Genomic DNA, 25,984 nt, shown 5'->3' with positions numbered 1-25,984 from the left:
AGCTGTGGCGCGCACCGGCAGGCAGTGCGCGCCATGGGAATCAGGCCTTGGTGGAGACGTTCTTGTCGGTCACCGTGGTGCCGTTGCCCTTGCCATAGTTCTGCAGACCCTGAAGTACATAGATGGCTTTCTTGTACTCGGGGATCAGGTAGTTGGCGTACTTGTTGCCCTTGAGGTTGTTGTTCTGGATGTCATCGAGCTTCATGGCGAAATACTCGAGGGCATTGAACGGCTGATCGGGGTTCTTCGGAATCCCGAAACGGTCGAACTGATCGCCCGCGTTGATCAGGTTCAGCGCCGTGACATCGGAAATCAGGCCATTGTTCTTGAGAAAGGTACTCATGCCGCCCAGGGACTTGGCGGTGACGTTGGTCGGATCGAAACCCTTGATCTGCTTGTGCAGCTTCAACTGATCCATCTTGCGGATGTCGAGCACGGTAGGGTTCTGGCCTACCAGGCTGAGCATCTGCCGTACCTTGGCGCTTTGGGAAACCGGCTTGGACGAGCTGCCCGGGCTTTCCTGCACCAGCAGCCCAGCCTTGCTGGTCCATCCGCCGACGTATCCGATTGCCATGCTGTAACTCCTGTAGTCCGGCCTTCCAATCACCTTTTTCAGCACCATGAAACTTCTGACAAGGCGCCTGAACAAGGATGTAAGCCGTGTTGAAACATCTGAATGGGCGCAAGTATCAACGCCGTGGCAAGCACCAACAACGCTTTATTTCCTGAATTTACAATTTTTGTACAAACTCGACACAATTACCGCAAAGGCCCTGTTTAAAAGGCCCGGCAAGTTTTCCCGAACATCAAGGCGTCATCTTTTCATGCCTGGCCTTGCCCTTGACCGGGCGCCTTTGCCCTACCCCACCATCCCTGGGCGCAGTTTTTTTCCAGGGCATGCCTTTTTTTGGACGATCGTACTAAAGAGCGGAAAAACCGCGCCGACATCCTGTGGATGCCCTGACAAGGCATCGCATTCCCGAATAATAAAAATCGCTCGGTAAGGACAGGTCCCATGCCCGCTTTGCGCACGATTCAAGCCCGCTACACGCTGTTTCTGGTCCTGTTCATTGTCTTGATGCTGATACTCACGGTGGTGGGCATCAGCCAACTGGTAGCGCCCAAGCTGCGTCATACCGAAGAACAGGTAGCCCTCAACCGCATCGCCGAAGTGGCGCAGCGCATCCAGGGCGAACTGAACAAGGTCCAGGCCCAGCAACGCAGCATCACCCAGACCATTCCCCTGCTCGACAGCGACAGCATCGACAAGGTCCTGCCGGGCCTGGTGGACCAGTACGGTGAACAGAAAGTCTTCGGCGGCGGCATCTGGCCCCTGCCCGGCCAGCGCACCCCGGGGCGCAACAAACCCAGCACCTTCTGGCACCGTGACGCCTCCGGCAAACTGGTGGTCAACACCTTCTGGAACAGCGACCCGGCGCCCAACTACTACGAGCAGCCCTGGTACCTGGGCGGCATGCAGACCGCCCCCGGCCAGTGCGCCTGGGCTGCGGCCTACAAGGACGATGCCAGCGCCGAGCCGCGCACCAACTGCGCCATGGCCATCCGCCGCGACGGCCAGCCCTGGGGCGTGGCCACCATCGACGTGACCCTGGGTTTCTTCAACGACCTGGTGGCGCGCCAGGAACAGGCACTCAAGGCCGAGATGCTGATCGTCGAAGCCGACGGCAAGATCATCAGCAACAGCTCGCGGATCAACGGCCCGATCGTGCTCAAGAACATCCGCGACCTGAGCCCCGGCTCGCCCTTCGCCGCCCAGGTCCAGGCCGCCCTGCAGCAGCGTGACCAGGGGGCACGGCGCGTCGAGTTCGACAATGCCGGGGTGCCCAGCACCTTCTTCATGCGCGCCATCGAAGGCACGCCCTGGTTTCTCGCCAGTGCCCTGCCGACCCAGTTGATCACCGCCCAGCGCGACGACGTGCTGAGCACCCTGAGCCTGTTGCAGATCCCCATGGTGATCCTGCTGGTGTTGCTGCAGGTCTACGCGATCCGCCAACTGGTGCAGCGTATGAAGATCCTCAAGGGCAATATCGACGCCCTGGCCACCGGCGACGCCGACCTGACCCGGCGCATCGTGATCCGCGCCGAGGACGAACTGGGGGCCATCGGCCACTCGGTGAACCGCTTTATCCAGTACCTGCAGCAGATGATCGGCGAGGTCACCCAGGCCACCGAGGCCATGGCCGGGAGCCTGGGGCAGTTGCAGCAGAGCTCGGCCCACAGCCAGCAGATCCTGTTGCGCCATGCCTCGGAAACCGATCAGACGGTGACCGCCATTACCGAAATGAGCAGCACCGCCGACAGCGTTGCCGCCAACGCCGCCCAGACCGCAGACTTCACCCGCCGCGCCAACGAACACGCAGAACGTTCCCGGGTGGTGGTGGGCGAAGCTTCCGGCAGCGTCATCGCCTTGATCGACGAAGTCGCCGATGCCACCCACAAGGTCGAGGCCATGCAAGCCGACGCCCAGCGCATCACCGAGGTCCTCGGGGTGATCGGCGCCATCGCCGGGCAGACCAACCTGCTGGCCCTGAACGCCGCGATCGAGGCCGCCCGGGCCGGAGAACAGGGCCGCGGCTTCGCCGTGGTCGCCGATGAAGTGCGGGCCCTGGCCGCGCGGACCCAGGACAGCACCTCGCAGATCAACGAAATGCTCGCGCGCCTGACCCAGGGCGTGAGTTCCTCGGTCAGCGCCATGGAAAACACCCAGGCCAGTTGCCAGTCAGCGGCGGATGCCACGGCGCGGGTCAACAGCGGGCTCGACGAAATGGCCGACTCGGTGAGCCAGATCAACAGCCTGAGCACCCAGATCGCCACCGCCGCCGAACAGCAAAGCGCCGTGACCGAGGAGATCAACCGCAGCATGGTGAGCATCCGACACATGGTCGAGGAGCTGGTGGACAGCGCCCGGGCCGGGGAAAGCAACACCCAGAGCCTGTTGCAGGCCAATGCCCAGGTCAGCCACCTGATGAGCCGCTTCAAAGTCCGCTGAACGGTCTGCCCCCGCCCCTGGCAGCCCGCCGGGGCGGGGCTATATTTCAGGCTCCGGTCACAAGGACGTGAGGTGCCTCATGGGACAGCGCCAGACACATCTGTTGCATGAACAGATCAGCCACGAACTGTTTATCCAGGCCAGTATCGACACCGTCTACTACTACGTGACGCAGCCGGACCGCTGGCCGGAGTGGCACCCTTCCAGCCTGCGTGCCGACACCGGCCTGTGCGGTTCATTGCCCGCCGGCCACCGCTTCAGTGAAACCATGGACTTGCTGGGGGTGCAGCTGCCCATCAGCTACCGGGTGCTGGTGGCGGTGTTTCCCAAGGAGTTCAAGACCCTGTTCAGTTCCGCCGCGCTGGACGGTTCGATCCACTACCTGTTGAGCAAGCAGGGCGACGGCACACTGTTCCGGCGCACCCTGGAATACGCCACCGACCTGCAGCTCAGTGGCCTGCGAGCACGCATGGAGCAGCTTTCGAGCCAGGCCCTGGGCAACCTCAAGCAGCGTCTGGAACAGCCCGACGACTGACAAATCTGTAATGCCCACCTCAGTTTCCTGACAGCCAGCGCCGATTAGAGTCCGCTCCAATCCGCTGACTGACTGGAAGCCTCCGATGCCGCGCCCCTCCTCGTTCCACAGCCCCTCCCGCCGCACCTTCGTCAAGGCCCTGGCTGCCGGTGGTGTACTAGCCGGCTTCGGCCTGTGGCGCAACCCGGTCTGGGCCGTCAGCAGCCCGGGCCAGCCCGAGGTCCTGGCCGGCAGCGACTTCGACCTGTGCATCCAGCAGTTGCCGGTGAACTTCAGCGGCCGGCTACGCAAGGCCATGGCCATCAACGGCAGCCTGCCCGGGCCCCTGCTGCGCTGGCGCGAAGGCGACCGGGTGACTGTGCGGGTGCGCAACCGCCTGGACCAGCCCAGTTCCATCCACTGGCACGGGATCATCCTGCCGGCCGACATGGACGGCGTGCCCGGCCTGAGCTTCGAGGGCATCGAGCCCGGCGGGCTCTACCGCTACAGCTTCCCGGTCAAGCAGCACGGCACCTACTGGTACCACAGCCATTCCGGGCTGCAGGAGCAACTGGGGGTGTATGGCCCGCTGGTGATCGACGCCCGGGAACCAGAGCCCTTCAGCTACGAACGCGACTACGTGGTGCTGCTCTCGGACTGGAGCGACGAGGAGCCGGGGCAGATCCTGCGCACCCTGAAGAAACAGTCCGACTACTACAACCAGCACAAGCGCACCCTGGGCGACTTCATCGAGGACGTCGGCCGCGACGGCTGGGCGGCCACGCTGGCCGAACGCAGCATGTGGGCGCAGATGAACATGACCCCCACCGACCTCGCCGATGTCAGCGGCGCCACCTATACCTTCCTGCTCAACGGCCAGGCCCCGGGCCAGCCATGGTGCGGGCTGTTCCGCCCCGGCGAACGCCTGCGCCTGCGAGTGATCAATGCCTCGGCCATGAGCTATTTCGACCTGCGCATTCCCGGGGTGCAGATGACCGTGGTCGCCGCCGACGGCCAGCACGTGGTGCCCGTGACCGTGGATGAACTGCGCATTGCCGTGGCCGAAACCTTCGACGTGCTGGTGCAACCCGGTGCCGGAGCCCACGCCTTGTTCGCCCAGGCCATGGACCGCAGCGGCTATGCCCTGGGTACCCTGACCAGCGCCCCCGGGCTCGTGGCCGAGGCACCGGCCATGGACCCGCGACCGCTGCTGGGCATGACGGACATGGCCATGGGTGCCATGGATCATGGGGCAATGCCGGGCATGGACCATGGCGCCATGGATCACGGCGCGATGAATACCGCGATCAGCCACCCGACCTCGGAAAGCGCCAACCCCCTGGTGGACATGCAGGCGGTGAACCCCAGGCCGCGCCTGGACGATCCGGGCATCGGCCTGCGCGACAACGGCCGCCGGGTGCTGCGCTACGCCGACCTGAAAAGCACCTTCGCCGACCCCGACGGCCGCGAACCGAGCCGGACCCTGACCCTGCACCTGACCGGGCACATGGAAAAGTTCGCCTGGTCCTTCGACGGCATTCCCTTTGCCGAAGCCGAACCCCTGCGCCTGCGGTATGGCGAGCGGCTGCGCATCGAACTGGTGAACGACAGCATGATGGCCCACCCCATCCACCTGCACGGGCTATGGAGCGACCTGGAGGACGAACACGGCCGCTTCCAGGTGCGCAAGCACACCATCGACATGCCCCCGGGCACCCGCCGCAGCTACCGGGTCACCGCCGATGCCCTGGGGCGCTGGGCCTATCACTGCCACCTGCTGTACCACATGGAAAGCGGCATGTTCCGCGAAGTCCGGGTCGAGGAGGAACGCCACCATGAAGCTTGATTACCTCCGCTTCACCCGGCAGCCCGGCGTTGGCCTGGCCCTGCTCCTGTTGGCCTGGCCCTGGGCACCGGCACAGGGCGAATCGATGCCGGGCATGGACCATTCCAGCGTGCCCGGGACCGCCACGGGCGCCATGGACCACTCGCAGATGCCCGGCATGCAGGCGCCGACACAGGGCCAATCGACGCCCGGCGTGGCCCCCTCCACCATGCCCGGCCACGCCATGGGTGCCATGGACCACTCGCAGATGCCCAGCATGCAGGCGCCAGCCCCCACACGAAGCCGCACACCGATCCCGGTGCTGACCGATGCCGATCGGGCGGCGGTCTACCAGGGCCCCAGCGGCCACATCCACGGCCCGTCGCTGAACACTTTCCTGCTGGTGGACCAGTTGGAATGGCAGGACGCCGACCCGGGCGGCAGCGTCGCCTGGGAGGTCGAGGGCTGGGTCGGTGGCGACCGCGACCGGCTCTGGCTGCGCAGTGAAGGCGAACGCACCCGGTGCGTCACCGAGCACGCCGAGCTGCAAGCCCTGTGGGGCCATGCCATTGGCCCCTGGTGGGACCTGGTGGGCGGCCTGCGCCAGGACTTCAAGCCCGGCACGCCGCAGACCTGGGCCGCCCTGGGGCTGCAAGGCATGGCCCTGTACAACTTTGAAAGCCAGGTCACCGCCTACCTCGGCGAGGACGGCCAGGCCGCCCTGCGCCTCAAGGGTGACTACGACCTGCTGCTGACCCAACGCCTGATCCTCCAGCCCTCCGCCGAGGTCAACCTCTATAGCCGCAATGACCGGCAACGGGGCCTGGGCGCAGGCCTGGCGGACAGCGAGATCGGCCTGCGCCTGCGCTACGAGATCCGCCGCGAGTTCGCTCCTTATATAGGGGTGACCTGGAACCGCAGCTACGGCCGCAGCGCCGACTACGCCCGGGACGAGGCCGAGCTGGACAACGACCCGCGCCTGGTCCTGGGCCTGCGCCTGTGGTTCTGAAGGCCACAACCGCTGGCCGGCCTTGGTATCACCTTGAAACAAAAGCCAGCGGCGGCCAGCGAAAAAAACCGCAAAATGCACCACCCCGAGCGTGCAACCGCGGGTGGCCGGCCATGCCACCCTTCCTTATTGATCAGCGACAAAGAGACTTTCGATGAACACCTCACTGCGTCTGGCGGCCCTGTCCGCCCTGCTGATCGGCTCCCTGGCCCAGGCTGGAGAACTGATTCCCATCGACGTGCACCGCGACGCCAACTGCGGCTGCTGCAAAAAGTGGATCGAGCACCTGCAGGACAACGGCTTTGCCGTGACCGACCACGTGGAAAGCAACATGAGCGCGGTCAAGCAGCGGCTCGGCGTCGCCCCGCGCCTGGGCTCCTGCCATACCGCGGTGATCGACGGCAAGTTCGTCGAGGGCCACGTGCCGGCCGAACAGGTGCTGGCCCTGCGCAAGCGCGATGACCTGCTGGGCATCGCCGCCCCGGGCATGCCCATGGGCTCTCCCGGGATGGAAATGGACGGCATGGGCGCCGATGCCTTCCAGGTCATCGGCCTGACCCGCGAGGGCAAGGACGTGGTCGTCGCGGACTACCCGGCCCGTTGATCTTCGGCGCCTACTTCGGCCTGTTCCTGGCGGCGTTCGGCGCCGCCACCCTGCTGCCCCTGCAATCGGAAGCGCTGCTGGTGGGGTTGCTGCACAACAGCCAACTGGCAGTGCTCGGGCTGTGGCTGGTGGCGACCCTGGGCAATGTCCTGGGCTCGCTGGTCAACTGGTGGCTGGGCCAGCGCCTGGAACACTACAAGGAGCGCCGCTGGTTTCCGGTCAGCCCGCGTCACCTGGAGCGGGCCCGGGGGCCTTACCAACGCTATGGCCACTGGACGCTCCTGCTGAGCTGGATGCCGCTGATCGGCGATCCGCTGACCCTGGTGGCCGGCGTCATGGGCGAACCCCTCAAGCGCTTCCTGCTGCTGGTCACCCTGGCCAAGGGCGCGCGCTACGCCGTGCTGGCGTGGCTGACCCTGGGCTGGATCGGCTGAGCGCCCGCAGCTCCCCATCACCGCGCAGGAGCTGGCTTGCCAGCGAAAGTGCCCGCCCCCGCAACCACCTGCCTCAAGGCCTTCCTTGTCGGCAAGCCGACGCCCAGGGTTTGCCTGTGGCTTAACGTCGCCCTAATCCGGCGGCTACAGCATCGCCCGCAACCTTGCGGAGTCTCCTTATGCCCCTTGCTACCCCTCGCTGGCTCAGTGCCTTGCTGCTGCCCCTGGCCCTGCCTGCCCTCGCCGCCCAGGCGCCGGTCTACGGTCCCGAACTGCAGGGCTTCGACTACCCCTATCCCTTGCAGCATTTCAGCTTTGTGTCCCAGGGCCAGGCACTGCAGATGGGCTATATGGATGTACCGCCCCAGAGCCCGGCCAACGGGCGCAGCCTGGTACTGATGCATGGCAAGAACTTCTGCGGCGCCACCTGGGAGGGCTCGATCAAGGCCCTGAGCGCCGCAGGCTACCGGGTGATAGTCCCGGACCAGATCGGCTTCTGTACCTCCAGCAAGCCCGAACACTACCAGTACAGCTTCCAGCAACTGGCGCAGAACACCCATCAACTGCTGGCCAAACTTGGCGTCAGCCAGGCCAGCCTGCTGGGACATTCCACCGGTGGCATGCTGGCCACCCGCTACGCCCTGCAATACCCCGATCAGGTACGGCAACTGGCCCTGGTCAACCCCATCGGCCTGGAAGACTGGAAAGCCCTGGGCGTGCCCTGGCGCAGCGTCGACCAGTGGTACCAGCGCGAGCTGAAGCAGACCGCCGAGGGTATCCGCCGCTACGAGCAGCAGACCTATTACGCCGGCCGCTGGAAGGCCGAGTACCAGCGCTGGGTGGACATGCTCGCCGGCCTCAACCAGGGCCCCGGCAAGCGCCTGGTGGCGTGGAACTCGGCGCTGATCTACGACATGATCTTCAGCCAGCCGGTGTACTACGAATTCCAGGACCTGAAGATGCCGACCCTGCTGCTGATCGGCACCGCCGACACCACCGCCATCGGCAGCGATATCGCGCCGCCCGAGGTCAAGGCGCGCATCGGCCACTACCAGGACCTGGGCAGAAAGGTGGCGCAGCGCATCCCCCATTCGACCCTGGTGCAGTTCCCGGGGCTGGGCCACGCACCGCAAATGGAACAACCCGAGCCTTTCCACCAGGCCCTGCTGGGCTGGTTGAAGCAACCCTGAGCCAGGAGCCCGAACATGGCACTAGAGATTGCGGTAATCGATGATTGGCAGGACGTAGCGCGCGAGGTAGTGGACTGGTCGGTGCTCGATAGTATCGGCCGGGTCAGCTTCCTTCACGACTACCCGGCAGACCCCGCCACCCTGGCCCGGCGCCTGCAACCGTTCCAGGTGATCTGCGTGATGCGCGAGCGCACCCGGTTCGATGAAACCCTGCTACGCAGCCTGCCGCAGCTCAAGCTGCTGCTCACCGGCGGCATGCGCAACGCCGCCATCGACCTCAAGGCGGCCAGCGCCCTGGGGATCCAGGTGTGCGGCACCGACAGCTACAAGCATGCCGCGCCGGAGCTGACCTGGGCCCTGCTCATGGCCCTGAGCCGCAACCTGCTGAGCGAAGCCTGCGCCCTGCGCGCAGGCGATTGGCAACAGGGCCTGGGGGGTGATCTGCACGGCAAGACCCTGGGCATTCTCGGCCTGGGCAGCATCGGCCAACGGGTGGCGCAATTCGGCCAGGTGTTCGGCATGCGGGTGATTGCCTGGAGCGAGAACCTCACCGCTGAACGCGCGACCGCGGCCGGCGTGACCCATGTCGACAAGCAGCAACTGTTCGAACAAGCCGATGTGCTCTCGGTGCACCTGGTGCTCAGCGAGCGCAGCCGCGGCCTGGTGGACGCCCAGGCCCTGGCGTGGATGAAGCCCGGGGCGCTGCTGGTCAATACCGCCCGCGGGCCGATTGTCGATGAAGCCGCGCTGATTGCCGCCCTGGAACAGGGCCGGCTGGCGGGGGCCGCACTGGATGTATTCGAGCAGGAACCCTTGCCTGCCAACCACCCCTTGCGGCGCTTGCCCAATGTTCTGGCCACGCCCCATGTCGGCTATGTCAGCCGGCAGAACTACCAGCAGTTCTTCGGCCAGATGATCGAAGACCTGCAAGCCTGGCACGCCGGCCAGCCGATCCGCCTGCTCAACTGAAAGCCCCCCGTGGCGATCGCCAGGCAAGGTCCTGCGCAGCTTTTCGCAGCCTCGCAGGCTCGGCGGCGACCAGGCTCGCAGGGACGCTGGGCGCAGGAGCCCGCCTGTGCCCGTTCTTTGGGCGGCGCCGCACCACAACGGCACCGGCCCCCGGCAGCCACTCCCCATTTTCGCCCCCGGGCCGCAACGGCCCCGCTCCCGGGCAGTGCATGGCCGACCTTTCGTCGGGACGCGTTCGCCGCCCGCCCTGCCAACCCCGGGAAACACCCACCTCCCCCGGCACCGCTCTAGGTTCTGTCCTAGACTGAATTTCGCACTGTGACCGGGCAGTCACATTCGCCGAGAAAAAGTCGAAACTTTTCGCTTCGGCCCAAGGTCAGGTTAAAGGTAGGGTCGCTGCCACTGGTGCATTCCTTGCAACGGCTCCTCCACCCTTTCTGCTTCCACGCTCGAGCAGCGCAGGCTGATCGACGTGTGGCGCGTTTGCGCCCGGCCATAGGAATTGGCCACGCGCGGCGCTCGAGACACCAGAACAGATCAATAAAACGGGAGAGACACATGATCAGCGCCGTATTGGACACTCAGGGAGATCACCCTCAACAGCAGGCCGGCGACCGCGCCGCCCCCTCGGTTCCGGTCCCTGGGAACAAGACGGTGCTGCCGCTGGCGCGGCCCAATCCCAACCGCAAGCGAGTGCTGTTCGTCACTTCGGAAATCGCCGACCTGGTGAAGACCGGCGGCCTGGGCGACGTCTCTGCCGCCCTGCCCAGGGCCATGGCCCACCTGCACGATGTGCGGGTACTGATCCCCGGCTACCCCCAGGTGCTGCATAGCGAAAACCCGATCCACATCATCGGGGAGCTGGGTGGCCACGCGGCACTGCCGGCCTGCAAGATCGGGCGTATGGACATGCCCGACGGCCTGGTGATCTACGTGCTGATCTGCCCGGAACTCTACGAGCGCGAAGGCACGCCCTACGGCGCCAACAACGGCCGCGACTGGCCGGACAACCATATCCGCTTCGCCCGCCTGGGGCTGGCCGCCGCCGACATCGCGGCCAACCTGGCGCAGATCCACTGGTGCCCCGACCTGGTGCACGCCCATGACTGGCCCGCCGGGCTGGCGCCGGCCTACATGCACTGGCGCGGGCAACGCACGCCGACCCTGTTCACCATTCATAACCTGGCCTATCAGGGCGTGGTCAGCCTGGCCTCGTGCCCGGAACTGGGCATCCCCGAGCATGCCCTGCAACAGGAAGGCATGGAGTTCTACGGCAAGCTGTCGTTCCTCAAGGCCGGCATGGCCTACGCCAGCCACATCACCACGGTGAGCGCCACCTATGCCCAGGAAATCACCACCCCGGCCTTCGGTTGCGGGCTCGACGGCTTCCTCGCCAGCAAGACCCAGCAGGGCCTGCTCAGCGGCATCCCCAACGGCATCGATGAAAGCTGGGACGCCGCCACCGACGCGCACCTGCTCACGCCTTTCAGCATCGGCGACTGGGACGGCAAGGCAGCCAACGCCGCCCATGTGCGGCAGATGTTCGGCCTCGACGCCTCCAGCGGCCCACTGTTTGCCGTGGTCTCGCGGCTGGTCTACCAGAAAGGCCTGGACCTGACCGAAGCGGTGGCCGAGTTCATCGTGCAGTCCGGCGGCCAGATCGCCATCATCGGCCGCGGCGAGCCGGAGGAAGAACAGTCCATGCGCGCCCTGGCCCGGCGCTTCCCCGGCCGCATCGGGGTGCACATCGGCTTCAACGAGACCGACGCCCGGCGCATGTTCGCCGGCAGCGATTTCCTGCTCATGCCCTCGCGCTACGAGCCCTGCGGCCTGAGCCAGATGTATGCCCAGCGCTTCGGCTCGCTGCCGGTGGCGCGCAACACCGGCGGCCTGGCAGACACCATCGAGAACGGCGTCACCGGTTTCCTCTTCGACGAATCCACCGTGGCCAGCTACCAGGAAGCCCTGACCCGGGCCTTCAAGGTGTTCGCCTACCCGGCGCTGCTCAATGCCATGCGCTGCCGGGCCATGGCCGCGCCCTTCAACTGGTGCAAGGCGGTGGAACCCTACGCCGAACTCTACGAGCAACTGGTGGCCAAGGCCCTGGGACAGGCCGCCCGACAGTAAGAGGCAAGGACCGATGCCCTCAAGCACGCTGCACACCTGGACTCATGGCGCGCGGCTGCTGGATGCCGAGCACACCCGGTTCGCCCTGTGGGCGCCGGATGCGCGCTGCGTCAGCGTCGAACTGGCGGACGGCCAGTCGCTGCCCATGCAGCCCCAGCCCGAAGGCTGGTTCATGACTCAGGCGCGCTGCCCCGCGGGCAGCGCTTACCGTTTCAATATCGACGAGCGGATCCAGGTCCCCGACCCGGCGTCCCGGGCCCAGCTCGGTGATGTCCACGGGCCAAGCCTGGTGGTGGACCCCGAGCGCTATCAATGGCAGCACCCGCAGTGGCGCGGCCGGCCCTGGCACGAGGCGGTGATCTACGAACTCCACGTGGGGGTCATGGGCGGTTATCAGGCGGTGCAGCAAGCCCTGCCGGCCCTGGTGGAACTGGGGGTGACCGCCATCGAGCTGATGCCCCTGGCGGAGTTTCCCGGCGAACGCAACTGGGGCTATGACGGCGTGCTGCCCTACGCCCCGGAAGCCTCCTATGGTTCGCCCGACGAACTGCGCGCGCTGATCGATGCCGCCCATGGCCTGGGCCTGGCAGTGATCCTCGATGTGGTCTACAACCACTTCGGCCCCGACGGCAACTACCTGCAGGAGTACGCCCAGGGCTTCTTTCGCCAGGACCTGCACACCCCCTGGGGCGCTGCCATCGACTTTCGCCGCCCGCAGGTCAGCGAGTTCTTTATCGACAACGCCCTGATGTGGCTGCTGGAGTACCGTTTCGACGGCCTGCGCCTGGACGCGGTGCACGCCATCGACGATCCGGATTTCCTGCGGCAACTGGCGCAGCGGGTCCGCCAGGCAGTGCCATCCGATCGCCATGTGTGGCTCAACCTGGAGAACGAGTTCAATCAGGCCAGCCTGCTGCAACAAGGCTTCGACGCACAGTGGAACGACGACGGCCACAACGCCCTGCATGTGCTGCTGACCGGCGAAACCGACGCCTACTACGCCGACTTCGCCGAGCAGCCCACTGAGCAACTGGCCCGCTGCCTGAGCCAGGGTTTCGCCTTCCAGGGCCATGCCAACCGCCATGGCGAGGCCCGCGGCGAACCCAGCGGGCACCTGCCGCCCAGCGCCTTTGTGCTGTTTCTGCAGAACCATGACCAGATCGGCAACCGGGCCTTTGGCGAACGCCTCAACCAACTGGCGCCGACCCAGGCCCTGCACGCGGCCACGGTGCTGTTGCTGCTGTCACCGATGATTCCGCTGCTGTTCATGGGCGACGAAGTGGCCGCCCAGGAACCATTCCTGTTCTTCACCAGCCACCAGGGCCAGTTGGCCGAAGCGGTGCGCGAGGGCCGGCGCAACGAATTCGCCGCCTTCAGTGCCTTCGCCGACGCCGGGCAGCGCCAGCGCATTCCCGACCCCAACGCCGCCTCGACCTTCCAGGCCTCACGCCCACGGGCCCAGTCCCGACAGGCCGAGGCCACCCGCGAGCTGTACCGCAGCCTGTTGCAGATCCGCCGCCGCGAGCTGGTTCCGCGCCTGCCCGGCGCCCGAGCCCTGGGCTGCCAGGTACTGGCCGAGGGCGCCCTGAGTGCGCGCTGGCGCCTGGGGGACGGCAGCCTGTTGCGCATCGACCTCAACCTCGGCCCGCATCAGGTCGAACTGGCCGCCGAGGCCGCACCGCAGCTGTGCTTCGAATATCCGCCGCACACCCTCAAGCACTGGTGCCAGGGCCAACTGCCTGCCTACAGCGTGCTGGTGCTGCTGGCCCCCACCTCTTCCCCGACCGACCCAGATGGAGAATGCCTATGAGCGATGCGCAACTGGAACTGCTTGCCAGCCGCGCCGGCCTGGCAGTGGACTGGATCGATGCCAACGGCCGTGCCCAGAAGGTCGAGGACCGGGTCCTGCGGGCTGTCCTGGCCGGCCTGGGACATCCGGCCGAAGACCCGCAGCAGGTCGAACAGAGCCTGCTGCAATTGCAAGGGGTGCAACAGAGCCGGCACCTGCCCCCGCTGTTGACCGCCGACCACGGCCAGAGCCTGGACCTGGCGCGCTACTTCCCCCCGCATACGGCCTGTGTCCTGCGGCTGGAGGATGGCAGCCCGCTGCACCTGGACCTGGATGCCGAGAGCCGGCTGCCGGGCTCGATTCCGGTGGGTTACCACGCCGTGAGTATCGACGACGAACACTTTGTCCTGGCAGTGGCCCCCGAACGCTGCTTCAGCGTGGCCGACGCCGTGCACCAGCCCACCCCCCGGGCCTGGGGCCTCAGCGTGCAGCTGTACGCCCTGCGCCGCCCCGGCGATGGCGGTTTCGGCGATACCCAGGCCCTTGAAGAACTGGCGCGCCAGGCCGCCGAACGCGGCGCCGATGCCCTGGCCATCAGCCCGCTGCACGCCATGTTCAGCAGCGACCCGCTGCGCTACAGCCCCTATTCGCCTTCCAGCCGGCTGTTCCTCAACAGCCTGTATGCCGCCCCTGGCGCGATCCTCGGCGACCGCGCCTGGCGCACCGCGATCGAAGCCTGTGGCCTGGGCGAACAACTGCAGGACCTGGAACAGTTGCCGCTGATCGACTGGCCCCTGGCGGCCCAGGCCAAGTTGCAGGCACTGCGGGCGCTATATGAAGGCTTCTGCCAGGGCGAGCACCCGCTGCACGAGGACTTCGCCAGCTACCGCCGGGCAGCCGGCGAAGCCCTGGAAAACCACTGCCGCTTCGAAGCCATCCAGGCCCAGCGCGCCGCCCGTGGCGAGGACCTGGACTGGCGTCACTGGCCGCCGCAGTGGCGTGATCCGGCCAGCCCGGCCCTGGCTCATTTCGCCGAGGAACAGGCCCACGAAATCGGCTTCCATGCCTTTTGCCAGTGGCTGATCGCCCGCAGCCTGGAGCGAGCGCAAAGCGCGGCCCGCAGCGGCGGCATGGGCATCGGCCTGATCGCCGACCTGGCGGTGGGCGCCGACGGCGGCGGCAGCCAGGCCTGGAGCCGGCAGGAGCAGTTACTGGCCAACCTGACGGTGGGCGCGCCACCGGACATCCTCAACCGCCAGGGCCAGAGCTGGGGGATATCGGCCTTTTCCCCGGAAGGCCTGCAACGCCACGGTTTCCGCGCCTTCATCGAAATGCTCAGGGCCAACTTCGCCCATGCCGGGGGCCTGCGCATCGACCATGTGATGGGCCTGCAACGGCTGTGGGTGATTCCCCTGGGCGCGCCTCCCAGCGATGGCGCCTACCTCTATTACCCGGTGGACGACCTGCTGCGCCTGCTGACCCTGGAATCCCATCGCCACCAGGCCATAGTGCTGGGCGAAGACCTGGGCACAGTGCCCGACGGGCTGCGGGAAAAACTTGCCGCCCGGGCCATGCTCGGCATGCGTGTGCTGTTGTTCGAACAGGACCACGGCTGCCACTTCAAGCCCATCCTCGACTGGCCGGACAATGCCCTGGCCACCACCAGCACCCATGACCTGCCGACCCTCAACGGCTGGTGGCATGGCCGCGATATCGACTGGAACCAGCGCCTGGGCCTGGTGGACGAAGCGGCGGCGCGGCACTGGCGCGAACATCGCCAGCACGAACGCAACGGCCTGCGCCACGCCCTGGCCCAGGACCCGCAGAACTTTCGCGAGGAAAGCCACGAGGCCGACCAGGTGGTAGACGCCAGCGTGCGTTTCCTCGGCCACACCCGGGCGCCCCTGGTGCTGCTGCCCCTGGAGGACGCCCTGGGCATCGACGAACAGGCCAACCTGCCCGGCACCCTCGACAGCCACCCCAACTGGCGCCGGCGCCTGGCCACTGCCAGCCGGCGCCTGCTGGACGACAGCGACGCGGCGCGGCGCCTGGAGCTGCTGGCCTGTGCTCGGCAGCAGGCCCTGGAGCGTGACCGATGAGCCCGCCAGCCACACCAATGCCACGGGCCACCCTGCGCCTGCAATTTCACCAGGGCTTCACCCTGGATCATGCGCTGCCCCTGGTGCCCTACTTCGCCGGCCTGGGCCTCAGCCACCTCTACGCCTCGCCACTGCTCTGCGCGCGGGCCGGTTCCATGCACGGCTACGACGTGGTGGACCCCACCCGGGTCAACCCCGAGCTGGGGGGCGAGGCGGCCCTGGTACGGCTGGTGGATGCCCTGCGCCAGCACGGCATGGGCCTGATCCTGGATATCGTCTCCAACCACATGGCGGTGGGCGGCAATGACAACCCCTGGTGGCTGGACCTGCTGCAATGGGGGCGCCTGAGCCCGTACGGTGAGTTCTTCGATATCCAGTGGCATTCCCCGGACCCGCTGATGGAAGGCCAGTTGTTGCTGCCCTTCCTCGGCAGCGACTATGGGCAGGCCTTGCAGGAAGGCAGCCTGCAACTGCAGCTGGACGACGATCGCTGCGGTTTCCATGTTCGCCACTATGAACACTGTTTCCCCATCTGCCCCGCCGACTTCGGGGAACTGCTGCGCCTCGCCGGCCCTTCGGATGCCGCCCAGGCCCTCAAGCCCCTGGCCGACAGCTTTGCCGCCCTGCGTTTCAGCGGCGACGCCCACGCCCAGGCACAACCGCTGCAGCAGGCCCTGGGCCAACTGTTGCAGCAACCGGCGCTGCACCAGGCCGTCACCGCCCACCTGCAAGGCTACGACTCACGCCACGACGAAGGTTTCCAGCGCCTGCACCATCTGCTGGAGCAGCAGAGCTATCGCCTGGCCAGTTGGCGTACCGCCGCCGACGACATCAACTGGCGACGCTTCTTCGACGTCAACGAGCTGGGTGGGCTGCGGGTCGAGCGCCCGGCGGTGTTCGAAGCCACCCACGGCAAGATCTTCGAGCTGATCCAGCGTGGGCTGGTGGACGGCCTGCGCATCGACCATATCGACGGCCTGGCCGACCCGCGCAGCTACTGCCGCAAGCTGCGGCGCCGGATCGACCGCCTGCGCCCGGGCCAGCACCTGCCGATCTACGTCGAGAAGATCCTCGGCGCCGGGGAAACCCTGCACCGCGACTGGGGCGTGGATGGCAGCACCGGCTATGAGTTCATGAACCAACTGTCGCTGCTGCAGCAGGCCCCTGCAGGCCAGCCGGTGCTGGCCGAACTGTGGAGCCGGCACAGCCAGCGCCCCGCGGCGTTCGCCGAAGAGGCACTGCTGGCCCGTCAGCAGATTCTCAACGGCTCCCTGGCCAGCGATTTTGAAAGCGTGGCCCAGGCCCTGTTGCAGGTGGCGCGCCTGGACCTGATGAGCCGCGACCTGACCCTGGGGGCCATCCGCCGCGCCTTGCAGGAACTGATCGTGCATTTCCCGGTGTACCGCACCTATATCAGCGCCTGTGGCCGCGGGCAGCAGGACCAGCAGTTGTTCCAGCAGGCCCTGGACGGCGCGCGACAGAGCCTGGGCGAGGCCGACAGGCCGGTGCTCGACTGCCTGGAGCGCTGGCTCGGCGGCCAGGGCTGGCGCCAGCAGCCACCGGGCCGTGGGCGCAAGCTGCTGCGCCACGCCTGCGTGCGTTTCCAGCAACTGACTTCGCCCGCCGCGGCCAAGGCCGTGGAAGACACCGCCTTCTACCGCTCGGCGGTACTGCTGGCGCGCAACGACGTGGGCTTCAACACCGAACAGTTCAGTGCGCCGATCGCCGCCTTCCACACGGCCTGCCAGCAACGCCTGGCCAGCTTCCCCGACAACCTGCTGACCAGCGCCACCCACGACCACAAACGGGGCGAGGACAGCCGCGCGCGCCTGGCAGTGCTCAGCGAACGGGCCCCCTGGTATGCCGCCCAGGTGGAGCACTGGCGCACCCTGGCCGCGCCCCTGCGCCAGCAGGCGGATGCGCCTTCGGCGGGGGACGAACTGATCCTTTACCAGACCCTGCTGGGCAGTTGGCCCCTGGAACTGGCTGCCGAGGATCAGGCGGCCCTGCAAGGCTATGGACAAAGGATCTGGCAATGGCAGCTCAAGGCCCTGCGCGAGGCCAAGCTGCAAAGCAGCTGGGCGGCGCCCAACGCAGAATACGAAGAGGCCGTGCAGGCCTTTGTCCAGGCCCTGCTGCTGGCGCCCCAGGGCCTGGCATTGCGCCAGTCGATTGCCGCGGCGGCCCGGGCCATTGCCCCGGCGGGCGCCCTCAACAGCCTGGCGCAAACCTTGCTGCGCATGACCGTGCCTGGGGTCCCCGACCTGTACCAGGGCAACGAGTTCTGGGATTTCAGCCTGGTGGACCCGGATAACCGCCGGCCGGTGGATTACCCGGCCCGGCAGGCGGCCCTGGAGCGCGGCGGCGAACCACGCCAGTGGCTGGCCCAGTGGCACGACGGACGCATCAAGCAGGCCGTGATCGCCCGCACCCTGAACCTGCGTGGCCAGTACCCGGAGCTGTTTCGCCGGGGCCGCTACCAGCCGCTGCCGGTGCTTGGCCAGCATGCCGGGCGGGTCCTGGCGTTCATGCGCGAGCACGGTGCACAACGGGCAGTGGTGATAGTGCCGGTGCAGGTCGCCGGCCTGCTGGGGGATCGCGCAATGCCCTTGATCGAGGCGCCGCTGTGGGGCGATACCCGGGTGCAGCTACCGTTCGACGCCTCGGGGCAAAAGCTGAATGGACTTTTTTCCACGGTGGCAGTCACACCCCACAGGGAGCTGATGCTTAGCGCCGCACTGCAAGACTTTGCGCTCAACCTTTTGATTCAACCTTGAATTCAGTCCAGGAGCATTGCGATGAGTACCGACGACAAACGCATTCGTGAATTCGCTTATCAGATCTGGGAGTCGGAAGGTAAGCCAGAGGGCCAGGAAGCCCGGCACTGGGACATGGCCCGCAAGCTCGCCGAGGCCGAAGCCCTGGCTCCAAGCACGCCACCCAAGGCCGGCAAGGCCAAGCCTGCCACCGGAAAGCCCGCCGCCAAGAGCGCGGCCAAGCCCAAGGCCAAGTCGGCCGCCGCCGTGGTAGTGCCCCCGGGAGAAAAACCCGCGGCGGCGAAGAAGCCCCGGGCGCCGCGCAAACCGCCGGCCAACTGACACCCGCCGGCCATCTCGTCCTCGTCAACCCGTGGCGCGCCCGCGCGCCATAAGGGTCGCGTTCGCCCTGAAGAAAGGGCCCGGCCCGTCACCGTCTCACTGCAGGAGCAACCATGAGCAGATCCAAGCAGCCCGCCGCCACTCCCGAGAGCGAACCCTCGCGCATTCGTGAAGGCCTGCCCTTCCCCCTCGGCGCCACCTGGGACGGCCTGGGGGTCAACTTCGCGCTGTTCTCGGCCAATGCCACCAAGGTCGAGCTCTGTGTGTTCGATGATGCCGGCGAAGTGGAACTCGAACGCATCGAACTTCCGGAATACACCGACGAAATCTTCCACGGCTACCTGCCCGACGCTCACCCGGGGCTGATCTACGGCTACCGCGTGCACGGCCCCTACGACCCGGCCAACGGGCACCGTTTCAACCCCAACAAACTGCTGATCGACCCCTATGCCAAGCAACTGGTGGGCGAGCTGAAATGGTCCGAGGCGCTGTTCGGCTACACCATCGGCCACCCGGATGCCGACCTCAGTTTCGACGAGCGCGACAGCGCGCCCTTCGTGCCCAAGTGCAAGGTCATCGACCCGGCCCACACCTGGGGCAACGACCAGCGGGTCAGCGTGCCCTGGGACAAGACCATCATCTACGAGACCCATGTGCGCGGCTTCACCATGCGCCACCCTTCGGTGCCCGAGAACCTGCGGGGCAGCTTCGCCGGGCTGATGGTGGACGACGTGCTGGAGCACATCCGCAAGCTCGGGGTGTCGTCGGTGGAGCTGCTGCCGATCCACGCCTTCGTCAACGACCAGCACCTGCTGCACAAGGGCATGACCAACTACTGGGGCTACAACAGCATCGCCTTCTTCGCCCCCGACCCGCGCTACCTGGCCAGCGGCAAGATCGCCGAATTCAAGGAAATGGTCGCCCACCTGCACGAAGCCGGGCTGGAGGTGATCCTGGACGTGGTCTACAACCACACCGCCGAAGGCAACGAGCAAGGCCCGACCCTGTCCATGCGCGGCATCGACAACGCCTCCTACTACCGCCTGATGCCTGACGACAAGCGCTTCTACATCAACGATTCGGGCACCGGCAACACCCTGGACCTGAGCCACCCCTGCGTGTTGCAGATGGTCACCGACTCGCTGCGCTACTGGGCCACGGAAATGCACGTGGACGGCTTCCGCTTCGACCTGGCGACCATTCTCGGCCGCTACCACGACGGTTTCGACGAGCGCCACAGCTTCCTCGTGGCCTGCCGCCAGGACCCGGTGCTGCGCCAGGTGAAGATGATCGCCGAGCCCTGGGACTGCGGCCCCGGTGGCTATCAGGTGGGCAACTTCCCGCCGGGCTGGGTGGAATGGAACGATCGTTTCCGCGACACCGTACGGGCCTTCTGGAAAGGCGACGACGGTCAACTGGCGGATTTTGCCGGGCGCATGACCGCCTCCGGCGAGATGTTCAACCAGCGCGGCCGCCGGCCCTACGCCTCGGTCAACTTCGTCACTGCCCACGACGGTTTCACCCTGCACGACCTGGTGTCCTACAACGACAAGCACAACGAAGCCAACGACGAGAACAACCAGGACGGCAGCAACAACAACCTGTCCTGGAACCACGGCGTCGAAGGCCCCAGCGACGACCCCGAGATCAACGCCCTGCGCCTGCGCCAGATGCGCAACTTCTTCGCCACCCTGCTACTGGCCCAGGGCACGCCGATGGTGGTGGCCGGCGACGAATTCGCCCGCACCCAGCACGGCAACAACAACGCCTACTGCCAGGACAGCGAGATCGGCTGGGTCAACTGGGAGCTGGATAACGACGGCAAGTCCCTGCTCAAGTTCGTCAAGCGCCTGATCAAGCTGCGCCTGAGCTACCCGATCCTGCGGCGCGGGCGCTTCCTGGTGGGCAGCTACAACGAGGACATCGGGGTCAAGGACGTCACCTGGCTGGCTCCCGACGGCAGCGAGATGACCACCGAGCACTGGCAGGACCCCCATGGTCGCTGCCTGGGCATGCTGCTGGACGGCCGCGCCCAGGAAACCGGGATCCGCCGCCCCGGGGCCGATGCCACGCTGCTGCTGGTGGTCAACGCCCACCACGACATCGTCAACTTCCGCCTGCCTGAGGTGCCCGCCGGAGAGTTCTGGACCTGCATGCTCGACACCAACCAGCCGGCGGTGCGCGGCCAGGAACGCTTTGCCTTCGGCCACGAGTATTCGGTGACCGGGCGCTCCTTGCTGCTGTTCGAACTGCAACATGAGGAAGAAGACTGAACATGGACCTGCAAGGCTTCCTGCATCACTCCCCCGACCTGGGGCATGCCGACACCCGCGCCCTGGGCCTGTGCCTGGACGCCCTGGTGGGCGCCGGGCTCGACCGCCTGCCACTGCCCGCCGGGGGCGCCACCCTGCAACGCTGGCAGGCCCTGGCCAGGGTCGCCGGCCATGACCTGGGCCTGTGCAAGCTCTACGAGGGGCACACCGACGCCCTGGCGATCATGGCGGAACTGGGCTGCCCCGTGCCCCCCGGCACCACCTGGGGCACCTGGGCCGCGGAGCCGCCCCAGGCCCGGGTGCACGCCGTTGCCGATGGCCCGCACTGCCGGCTCAGCGGCACCAAGGCCTGGTGCTCGGGGGCCGAGGTGCTCAGCCATGCCCTGCTCACCGCCTGGGACGCCGACGGCCACCAACGCCTGGTGGCGGTGGCCCTGGACCAGCCCGGGGTGCAGGTCGAGAGCGGCAGTTGGCAAGCGGTGGGCATGGCCAGTACCGGCAGCCAGCGGGTTGACTTCCACGAGGCTCGTGGCCAATGGGTCGGCGGGCCGGATGACTACCTGCAGCGCCCGGGCTTCTGGCAAGGCGCCATCGGCATCGCCGCCTGCTGGCTGGGAGCCGCCCAGGCCATCGCACACCCCCTGCGCGAACACTGCGCCAAACGCGACGAGCCCCATGCCCTGGCCCACCTGGGGGCAGTGGACAGCGCCCTGCATCAGGCCGCCTGCGTGCTGCGCCACAGTGCCCGGCAGTTGGATCAGGCGCCCCAGGCCAACTGCCAGTTGCTGGCCCGGCGCGCCCGGGCGGTGACCGAGGCCAGCGTCGACAGCGTGCTGCACCACGTCGGCCGGGCGCTGGGCGCCGGCCCCTATTGCCTGGACCGGCACTTCGCCCGGCTGCTGGCGGACCTGCCGGTGTTCATCCGCCAGAGCCATGCCGAGCGTGACCTGGCCATTCTCGGGCAACAGCTGGCCAACGCCGCCCACGCTGCAGCGGACACGGGAGGATGGCAACTGTGAAAGCCAATCCGATTGTCGGTCGCGGCACCTCGCTGCAGGCCTGGCAGGCTTCCTCGCAACTGCAGGCCATGGCCGCGGTGGATATTCGAACCCTGGTCCCGCAAGGAGCGCGGGCGGTGATTGTGGCCCCGCACCCGGACGATGAAATCCTCGGCTGTGGCGGCCTCCTGCAACTGCTGGCGGCGCAGGGGCGCGAGCTGCTGCTGATTTCGGTCACCGATGGTTGCGCCAGCCATCCCGGCTCCCGGCGCTGGCCGGTACAGCGCCTGAGCCAGGTACGGCCCCAGGAGTCCGCCGAAGGCTTGCGCCGCCTGGGCCTGCCGCTGCAGCGCATCACCTGGCTGCGCGCGGGCTTCGAGGACAGCCGCGTCGCCCGGGACGAAGCCGCCCTGACGCAGTTCATCCAGGGTTGCCTGCGCGCCGGTGACGTGCTGTTCAGCACCTGGTGCGAGGACGGCCACTGCGACCACGAAGCCGTGGGCCGGGCCAGCGCCCTGGCCGCCCGGGCCGCGGGCGCGAGCCTCAAGGAACTGCCGATCTGGACCTGGCACTGGGCCGATCCCGAGGGCCGGCAGCTGCCCTGGGAGCGGGCCCGCAAGGTGCTGCTCAGCCCTGCCCAGGTGGCCCGCAAGCGCCATGCCATCCACGCCTTTGCCAGCCAACTGGAGGGCGACCCGCAGATCGGCCTGGCGCCCGTGCTGGCACCGCACATCATCGAGCGTCTGCTGCAACCTTTTGAGGTGGTGTTCCTATGAGTGTCGACAGTCGCTATTTCGAAGGGCTGTTCGCCCGGGACCAGGACCCCTGGGCCTTTCGCCAGCGCTGGTATGAACAGCGCAAACGTGCAATCACCCTGGCCAGCCTGCCGCGCCGCCACTACCGGAGCATTTTCGAACCCGGCTGTGCCAACGGCGAACTCAGCGCCGAACTGGCCAGCCGCTGCGACAGCCTGCTGGCCTACGACACCGCGCGCAATGCGGTGGACCTGGCCCGGCAGCGCTTGCGCTCCTTCCCCCACGCCCGGGTGGAACACGGTCGCCTGCCCCAGGACTGGCCCAAGGGGCCCTTCGATCTGATCGTCATCAGCGAGATCGGCTATTACCTGGACGCCGCCGACCTGGCGCAACTGGTGGCACGGGCCCTGGGCTCCCTGGCCGCGGATGGCCAGCTACTGGCCTGCCACTGGCGCCCGCCCATTGCCGAGTGCCCCCTGGATGCCGGACAAGTGCACGAACTGCTCCATCGCCATTTGCAACTGCCACGCTTGCTGGAACACCAGGAAGCGGACTTTCTCCTCGACCTCTGGGGCCGCGAAGCGGATTCGGTCGCGACCCTGGAGGGCCTGCGATGATCGGAGTGGTGATACCCGCCCATAACGAGGAGCAACTGCTGGCCGACTGCCTGCGCTGCGCCCTGAAAGCCGCAAGCCACCCCGAGCTCAATGAAGACGTGGCGATCCTGGTGGTGCTCGACAGCTGCTCCGACGGTTCTCTGGACATTGCCCGCCAGTTCGCCGTGCAACACCTGCAATTGCAGGTGCGCAATGTCGGACGGGCACGGGCCGCGGGCGCGCAGTTGCTGCTGCAGGCCGGCGCCCGCTGGCTGTCCTGTACCGATGCCGACAGCCGCGTACCCGAGGACTGGCTGGTGGCCCAACTGGCCCTGGGCGCCGACGCCGTCTGCGGCACCGTCACCGTCGACCGCTGGAGCGAAGGCTTCGAACCCCAGGCCCGGATCCGCTATCACGACGCCTACCAGGACAGCGATGGCCACCGGCACATCCATGGCGCCAACCTCGGCATCAGCGCTGCAGCCTATGTCCGCGCCGGCGGCTTCGAGGCCCTGGCCTGCCACGAGGATGTGCAGCTGGTGCGGCAGTTGCAGCGCTGCGGCGCCAGCATCGCCTGGAGCCGGCATCCGCAAGTGATTACCAGCGGGCGCCTGGATTCGCGGGCCAAAGGTGGGTTCGGCGATTACCTCAAGGGCCTGAACGAACCTTGCGCAGGGCTGTGAAGTACAGCATGGCATTGGTCAGTGCGCCTCCCCGGGGGGAGAATTGCCGTCTACCCTGTGACGGGCTTGGTAATCAGCAAATAAGCCTGGGCTGGCACTGCGTGGAAAGCTCCAGGCTGTGTATGATTACCCCCGAATCGCGGTGCTCCAAAGGTATGGGGCACCGGTACTTCACGCTGAGGCAGGTGCCAAGGAATCAGCGTGCGTGCAAACCCAGGGTCGCGACTGAACGGAGGTTCAACCGCTCTTGCCGTGGCCCGAAAAACAGGGATGTGACACCCCATGAAAGCCATACCCGCAATCGACAGCAACTGGCCCAGCCAAATCTGGAACAGTGCCCGCAGCCTGGCCGAGGTGCCGGCCATCAATCTGGCCAACCTGGTTCCGGCCGGCTCCCGGGCAGTGATAGTCGCCCCTCACCCCGGTGACGAAGTGGTCGCCAGCGGCGGCCTGCTGCAAGTACTGGCCCACCACGGCCACCCTCTGCAACTGATTTCCATCAGCGACGGCAGCGCCAGCCATCCCGGGTCGGAGCTGTGGCCCAAGCGCCGCCTGAGCGTGTTCCGGCCCCAGGAAAGCGCCGAAGCCCTGCGTCGCCTGGGCCTGCCCCTGCACAGCCTGAAGTGGATCCGCGGCGGCTTTGCCGACAGCGCCTTGAGCGAACGGGAACAGCAGCTGGTGCCCTTCATCTGCCGCTACCTGCGCGACACCGACGTGGTGTTCAGCACCTGGCGCGCCGATGGCAACCTCGACCACGAAGCCGTGGGCAGGGCCACGGCCAAGGCCGCGAGCCTGGTGGGTGCGCGTTTTCATGAGATTCCGATCTGGGCCTGGCACTGGGCGGCCCGCGAGGAGCACCAGATCCCCTGGCAGCGTGCGCGCAAGCTGCGCCTGGACACCTGGACCGTGGCCCGCAAGCGCCACGCCGCCCACGCCTATGCCAGCCAGTTGCAGGGCGAGCCGGAGATCGGCCTGGAGCCGTCGCTGTCGCCGGTGCTGCTGGAGCGCCTGCGCCTGCCCTACGAGATCATCCTGATGTAGGCCTGCGCGGGTGGAAAATAAGCTGAACGCACGCACCGGTCGCCAGTCCCATCTGTAACCGCCACTGATTCCAAGGAGCCCGCGTGAGCAGCGATTCCACCCGCCAGCCCAACCCCGAGGCGGTCCAGCGGTTACGCGTTCTGACCGTCAACACCCATAAGGGCTTCACCGCCCTGAACCGCCGCTTCATTCTTCCGGAACTGCGCGAGGCCGTGCGCAGTACCCAGGCCGACCTGGTGTTTCTCCAGGAAGTGCTGGGCGAGCACGAGCGCCATGCCTCGCGCCTGGACAACTGGCCTCAGCAGTCACAGTACGAGTTTCTCGCCGACAGCATGTGGAGCGACTACGCCTACGGGCGCAACGCGGTGTACCCCGACGGCCATCACGGCAACGCCCTGTTGTCGAAGTTTCCGATCCGCCAGTACCGCAACCTCGATGTTTCGATCACCGGCCCCGAGCGCCGGGGCCTGCTGCACTGCGTGCTGGATGTGCCCGGCCACGCCGAGGTCCACGCCATCTGCGTGCACCTGAGCCTGCTGGAAAGCCATCGCCAGTTGCAGCTGGCGCTGCTGGGCCAGTTGCTCGAATCACTGCCCGAGGAGGCACCGGTGATCATCGCCGGCGACTTCAATGACTGGCAGATGCACGGCAACGCCACCCTGGGCCGGCGCAACGACCTGCACGAAGCCTTCGAACGCCATCATGGCCGCCCGGCCAAGACCTACCCGGCCCGCTGGCCACTGCTGCGCCTGGATCGGGTCTACCTGCGCAACGCCCACAGCCACCGCCCGCAGATCCTCGGCAACAAGCCCTGGACCCACCTCTCCGATCACCTGCCGCTGGCGGTGGAAGTGCACCTGCCGCCTGGGGCCGCACATCAGAATTCATGAATAAATAGCCGTATTCCCGCCAGAGTCGACCATGCTTTTCCCCGAACCCGAGCCTGGGGGCGCCCGCCTCCGGGCCAACC

20 protein-coding genes and 2 pseudogenes are annotated in these 25,984 nt (G+C 67.0%); 21 read left to right on the top strand and 1 reads right to left on the bottom strand.

What is annotated here, in order from left to right; all coding sequences use genetic code 11:
- Nucleotides 1–40: 40 nt before the first annotated feature.
- The gene (locus tag A9971_RS26590) at nt 41–574 is read right to left on the bottom strand and encodes a hypothetical protein (RefSeq protein WP_015635535.1); all 534 of its coding nucleotides are present in this window, start codon (nt 572–574) and stop codon (nt 41–43) included.
- A 441-nt stretch (nt 575–1,015) separates the two neighbouring features.
- Here A9971_RS26590 and A9971_RS33360 point away from each other — a divergent pair.
- The 21 genes and pseudogenes from A9971_RS33360 to A9971_RS26490 all read left to right on the top strand — a co-directional run.
- Nucleotides 1,016–2,152: pseudogene (locus A9971_RS33360) on the top strand (cache domain-containing protein); the annotation flags it as partial.
- A gap of 327 nt (nt 2,153–2,479) precedes the next feature.
- Nucleotides 2,480–3,010: pseudogene (locus A9971_RS33355) on the top strand (methyl-accepting chemotaxis protein); the annotation flags it as partial.
- 79 nt (nt 3,011–3,089) lie between these two features.
- Nucleotides 3,090–3,545 carry an SRPBCC family protein gene (locus A9971_RS26580; RefSeq protein ID WP_011061183.1) on the top strand — a complete coding sequence of 152 codons (456 nt, stop codon included), beginning with the start codon at nt 3,090–3,092 and terminating at the stop codon, nt 3,543–3,545.
- Nucleotides 3,546–3,630: 85 nt separating this feature from the next.
- Nucleotides 3,631–5,370 carry a copper resistance system multicopper oxidase gene (locus A9971_RS26575; RefSeq protein WP_183000166.1) on the top strand — a complete coding sequence of 580 codons (1,740 nt, stop codon included), beginning with the start codon at nt 3,631–3,633 and terminating at the stop codon, nt 5,368–5,370.
- The gene (locus A9971_RS26570; RefSeq protein ID WP_183000165.1) at nt 5,360–6,358 is read left to right on the top strand and encodes a copper resistance protein B; all 999 of its coding nucleotides are present in this window, start codon (nt 5,360–5,362) and stop codon (nt 6,356–6,358) included. The genes A9971_RS26575 and A9971_RS26570 overlap by 11 nt, the downstream gene beginning before the upstream one ends.
- 154 nt (nt 6,359–6,512) lie before the next feature.
- Nucleotides 6,513–6,962, top strand: a complete 450-nt coding sequence (locus tag A9971_RS26565; RefSeq protein WP_047286401.1) for a DUF411 domain-containing protein — start codon at nt 6,513–6,515, stop codon at nt 6,960–6,962.
- The gene (locus A9971_RS26560; RefSeq protein WP_011061179.1) at nt 6,959–7,396 is read left to right on the top strand and encodes a YqaA family protein; all 438 of its coding nucleotides are present in this window, start codon (nt 6,959–6,961) and stop codon (nt 7,394–7,396) included. The genes A9971_RS26565 and A9971_RS26560 overlap by 4 nt, the downstream gene beginning before the upstream one ends.
- 179 nt (nt 7,397–7,575) lie before the next feature.
- Nucleotides 7,576–8,586: an alpha/beta fold hydrolase gene (locus tag A9971_RS26555; protein WP_169891686.1), complete on the top strand. Its 1,011-nt coding sequence runs from the start codon at nt 7,576–7,578 to the stop codon at nt 8,584–8,586.
- Between the two features lie 15 nt (nt 8,587–8,601).
- Nucleotides 8,602–9,555 (top strand): D-2-hydroxyacid dehydrogenase family protein, encoded by a 954-nt coding sequence (locus A9971_RS26550; protein WP_015635527.1) that lies wholly within the window; start codon nt 8,602–8,604, stop codon nt 9,553–9,555.
- Between the two features lie 558 nt (nt 9,556–10,113).
- Nucleotides 10,114–11,682, top strand: coding sequence for a glycogen synthase GlgA (gene glgA, locus A9971_RS26545; protein ID WP_011061176.1), 1,569 nt, complete (start codon nt 10,114–10,116; stop codon nt 11,680–11,682).
- A 13-nt stretch (nt 11,683–11,695) separates the two neighbouring features.
- The gene (gene treZ, locus A9971_RS26540) at nt 11,696–13,492 is read left to right on the top strand and encodes a malto-oligosyltrehalose trehalohydrolase (protein ID WP_183000164.1); all 1,797 of its coding nucleotides are present in this window, start codon (nt 11,696–11,698) and stop codon (nt 13,490–13,492) included.
- Nucleotides 13,489–15,570, top strand: a complete 2,082-nt coding sequence (gene malQ, locus A9971_RS26535; protein ID WP_077934080.1) for a 4-alpha-glucanotransferase — start codon at nt 13,489–13,491, stop codon at nt 15,568–15,570. The genes treZ and malQ overlap by 4 nt, the downstream gene beginning before the upstream one ends.
- Nucleotides 15,567–18,347, top strand: coding sequence for a malto-oligosyltrehalose synthase (locus A9971_RS26530; RefSeq protein WP_183000163.1), 2,781 nt, complete (start codon nt 15,567–15,569; stop codon nt 18,345–18,347). The genes malQ and A9971_RS26530 overlap by 4 nt, the downstream gene beginning before the upstream one ends.
- Nucleotides 18,348–18,368: 21 nt before the next feature.
- A complete protein-coding gene (locus A9971_RS26525; RefSeq protein ID WP_015635523.1) occupies nt 18,369–18,668 on the top strand; it encodes a DUF2934 domain-containing protein in 300 nt (99 codons plus the stop codon).
- 113 nt (nt 18,669–18,781) lie between these two features.
- Entirely contained in the window at nt 18,782–20,941 is a 2,160-nt protein-coding gene (glgX, locus tag A9971_RS26520; RefSeq protein ID WP_011061171.1) for a glycogen debranching protein GlgX, read from the top strand.
- Nucleotides 20,942–20,943: 2 nt separating this feature from the next.
- On the top strand, nt 20,944–21,960 hold the full coding sequence (locus A9971_RS26515) for an acyl-CoA dehydrogenase (protein ID WP_053151453.1): 1,017 nt from the start codon (nt 20,944–20,946) through the stop codon (nt 21,958–21,960).
- Nucleotides 21,957–22,715 (top strand): PIG-L deacetylase family protein, encoded by a 759-nt coding sequence (locus A9971_RS26510; protein WP_065363989.1) that lies wholly within the window; start codon nt 21,957–21,959, stop codon nt 22,713–22,715. Before A9971_RS26515 ends, A9971_RS26510 begins: the two co-directional genes overlap by 4 nt.
- Complete coding sequence (locus tag A9971_RS26505; RefSeq protein WP_011061168.1) at nt 22,712–23,311, top strand: trans-aconitate 2-methyltransferase; 600 nt, start codon at nt 22,712–22,714, stop codon at nt 23,309–23,311. The genes A9971_RS26510 and A9971_RS26505 overlap by 4 nt, the downstream gene beginning before the upstream one ends.
- Nucleotides 23,308–23,973 (top strand): glycosyltransferase family 2 protein, encoded by a 666-nt coding sequence (locus tag A9971_RS26500; RefSeq protein ID WP_072441934.1) that lies wholly within the window; start codon nt 23,308–23,310, stop codon nt 23,971–23,973. Before A9971_RS26505 ends, A9971_RS26500 begins: the two co-directional genes overlap by 4 nt.
- A 282-nt stretch (nt 23,974–24,255) precedes the next feature.
- Nucleotides 24,256–25,014 (top strand): PIG-L deacetylase family protein, encoded by a 759-nt coding sequence (locus A9971_RS26495; protein ID WP_183000162.1) that lies wholly within the window; start codon nt 24,256–24,258, stop codon nt 25,012–25,014.
- Between the two features lie 83 nt (nt 25,015–25,097).
- Nucleotides 25,098–25,904: an endonuclease/exonuclease/phosphatase family protein gene (locus A9971_RS26490; RefSeq protein WP_011061165.1), complete on the top strand. Its 807-nt coding sequence runs from the start codon at nt 25,098–25,100 to the stop codon at nt 25,902–25,904.
- The last annotated feature ends 80 nt before the right edge of the window (nt 25,905–25,984 follow it).

Origin of the sequence: Pseudomonas sp. UME65, from assembly GCF_014170225.1 — a bacterium.
Lineage (GTDB): Bacteria > Pseudomonadota > Gammaproteobacteria > Pseudomonadales > Pseudomonadaceae > Aquipseudomonas > Aquipseudomonas protegens.
Note: the sequence above shows the minus strand (reverse complement) of the source record. Positions and strands in the feature narration are given on the sequence as shown.

Excerpts from the sequence above, each read along its gene's own strand:
- A9971_RS26525 (WP_015635523.1), top strand. The coding sequence starts at position 18,369 with ATGAGTACCGACGACAAACGCATTCGTGAATTCGCTTATCAGATCTGG.
- A9971_RS26550 (WP_015635527.1), top strand. The coding sequence starts at position 8,602 with ATGGCACTAGAGATTGCGGTAATCGATGATTGGCAGGACGTAGCGCGC.
- A9971_RS26530 (WP_183000163.1), top strand. The coding sequence starts at position 15,567 with ATGAGCCCGCCAGCCACACCAATGCCACGGGCCACCCTGCGCCTGCAA.
- A9971_RS26505 (WP_011061168.1), top strand. The coding sequence starts at position 22,712 with ATGAGTGTCGACAGTCGCTATTTCGAAGGGCTGTTCGCCCGGGACCAG.
- A9971_RS26570 (WP_183000165.1), top strand. The coding sequence starts at position 5,360 with ATGAAGCTTGATTACCTCCGCTTCACCCGGCAGCCCGGCGTTGGCCTG.
- glgA (WP_011061176.1), top strand. The coding sequence starts at position 10,114 with ATGATCAGCGCCGTATTGGACACTCAGGGAGATCACCCTCAACAGCAG.
- malQ (WP_077934080.1), top strand. The coding sequence starts at position 13,489 with ATGAGCGATGCGCAACTGGAACTGCTTGCCAGCCGCGCCGGCCTGGCA.
- glgX (WP_011061171.1), top strand. The coding sequence starts at position 18,782 with ATGAGCAGATCCAAGCAGCCCGCCGCCACTCCCGAGAGCGAACCCTCG.
- A9971_RS26495 (WP_183000162.1), top strand. The coding sequence starts at position 24,256 with ATGAAAGCCATACCCGCAATCGACAGCAACTGGCCCAGCCAAATCTGG.
- A9971_RS26590 (WP_015635535.1), bottom strand. The coding sequence starts at position 574 with ATGGCAATCGGATACGTCGGCGGATGGACCAGCAAGGCTGGGCTGCTG.
- treZ (WP_183000164.1), top strand. The coding sequence starts at position 11,696 with ATGCCCTCAAGCACGCTGCACACCTGGACTCATGGCGCGCGGCTGCTG.
- A9971_RS26565 (WP_047286401.1), top strand. The coding sequence starts at position 6,513 with ATGAACACCTCACTGCGTCTGGCGGCCCTGTCCGCCCTGCTGATCGGC.
- A9971_RS26555 (WP_169891686.1), top strand. The coding sequence starts at position 7,576 with ATGCCCCTTGCTACCCCTCGCTGGCTCAGTGCCTTGCTGCTGCCCCTG.
- A9971_RS26580 (WP_011061183.1), top strand. The coding sequence starts at position 3,090 with ATGGGACAGCGCCAGACACATCTGTTGCATGAACAGATCAGCCACGAA.
- A9971_RS26575 (WP_183000166.1), top strand. The coding sequence starts at position 3,631 with ATGCCGCGCCCCTCCTCGTTCCACAGCCCCTCCCGCCGCACCTTCGTC.
- A9971_RS26515 (WP_053151453.1), top strand. The coding sequence starts at position 20,944 with ATGGACCTGCAAGGCTTCCTGCATCACTCCCCCGACCTGGGGCATGCC.
- A9971_RS26500 (WP_072441934.1), top strand. The coding sequence starts at position 23,308 with ATGATCGGAGTGGTGATACCCGCCCATAACGAGGAGCAACTGCTGGCC.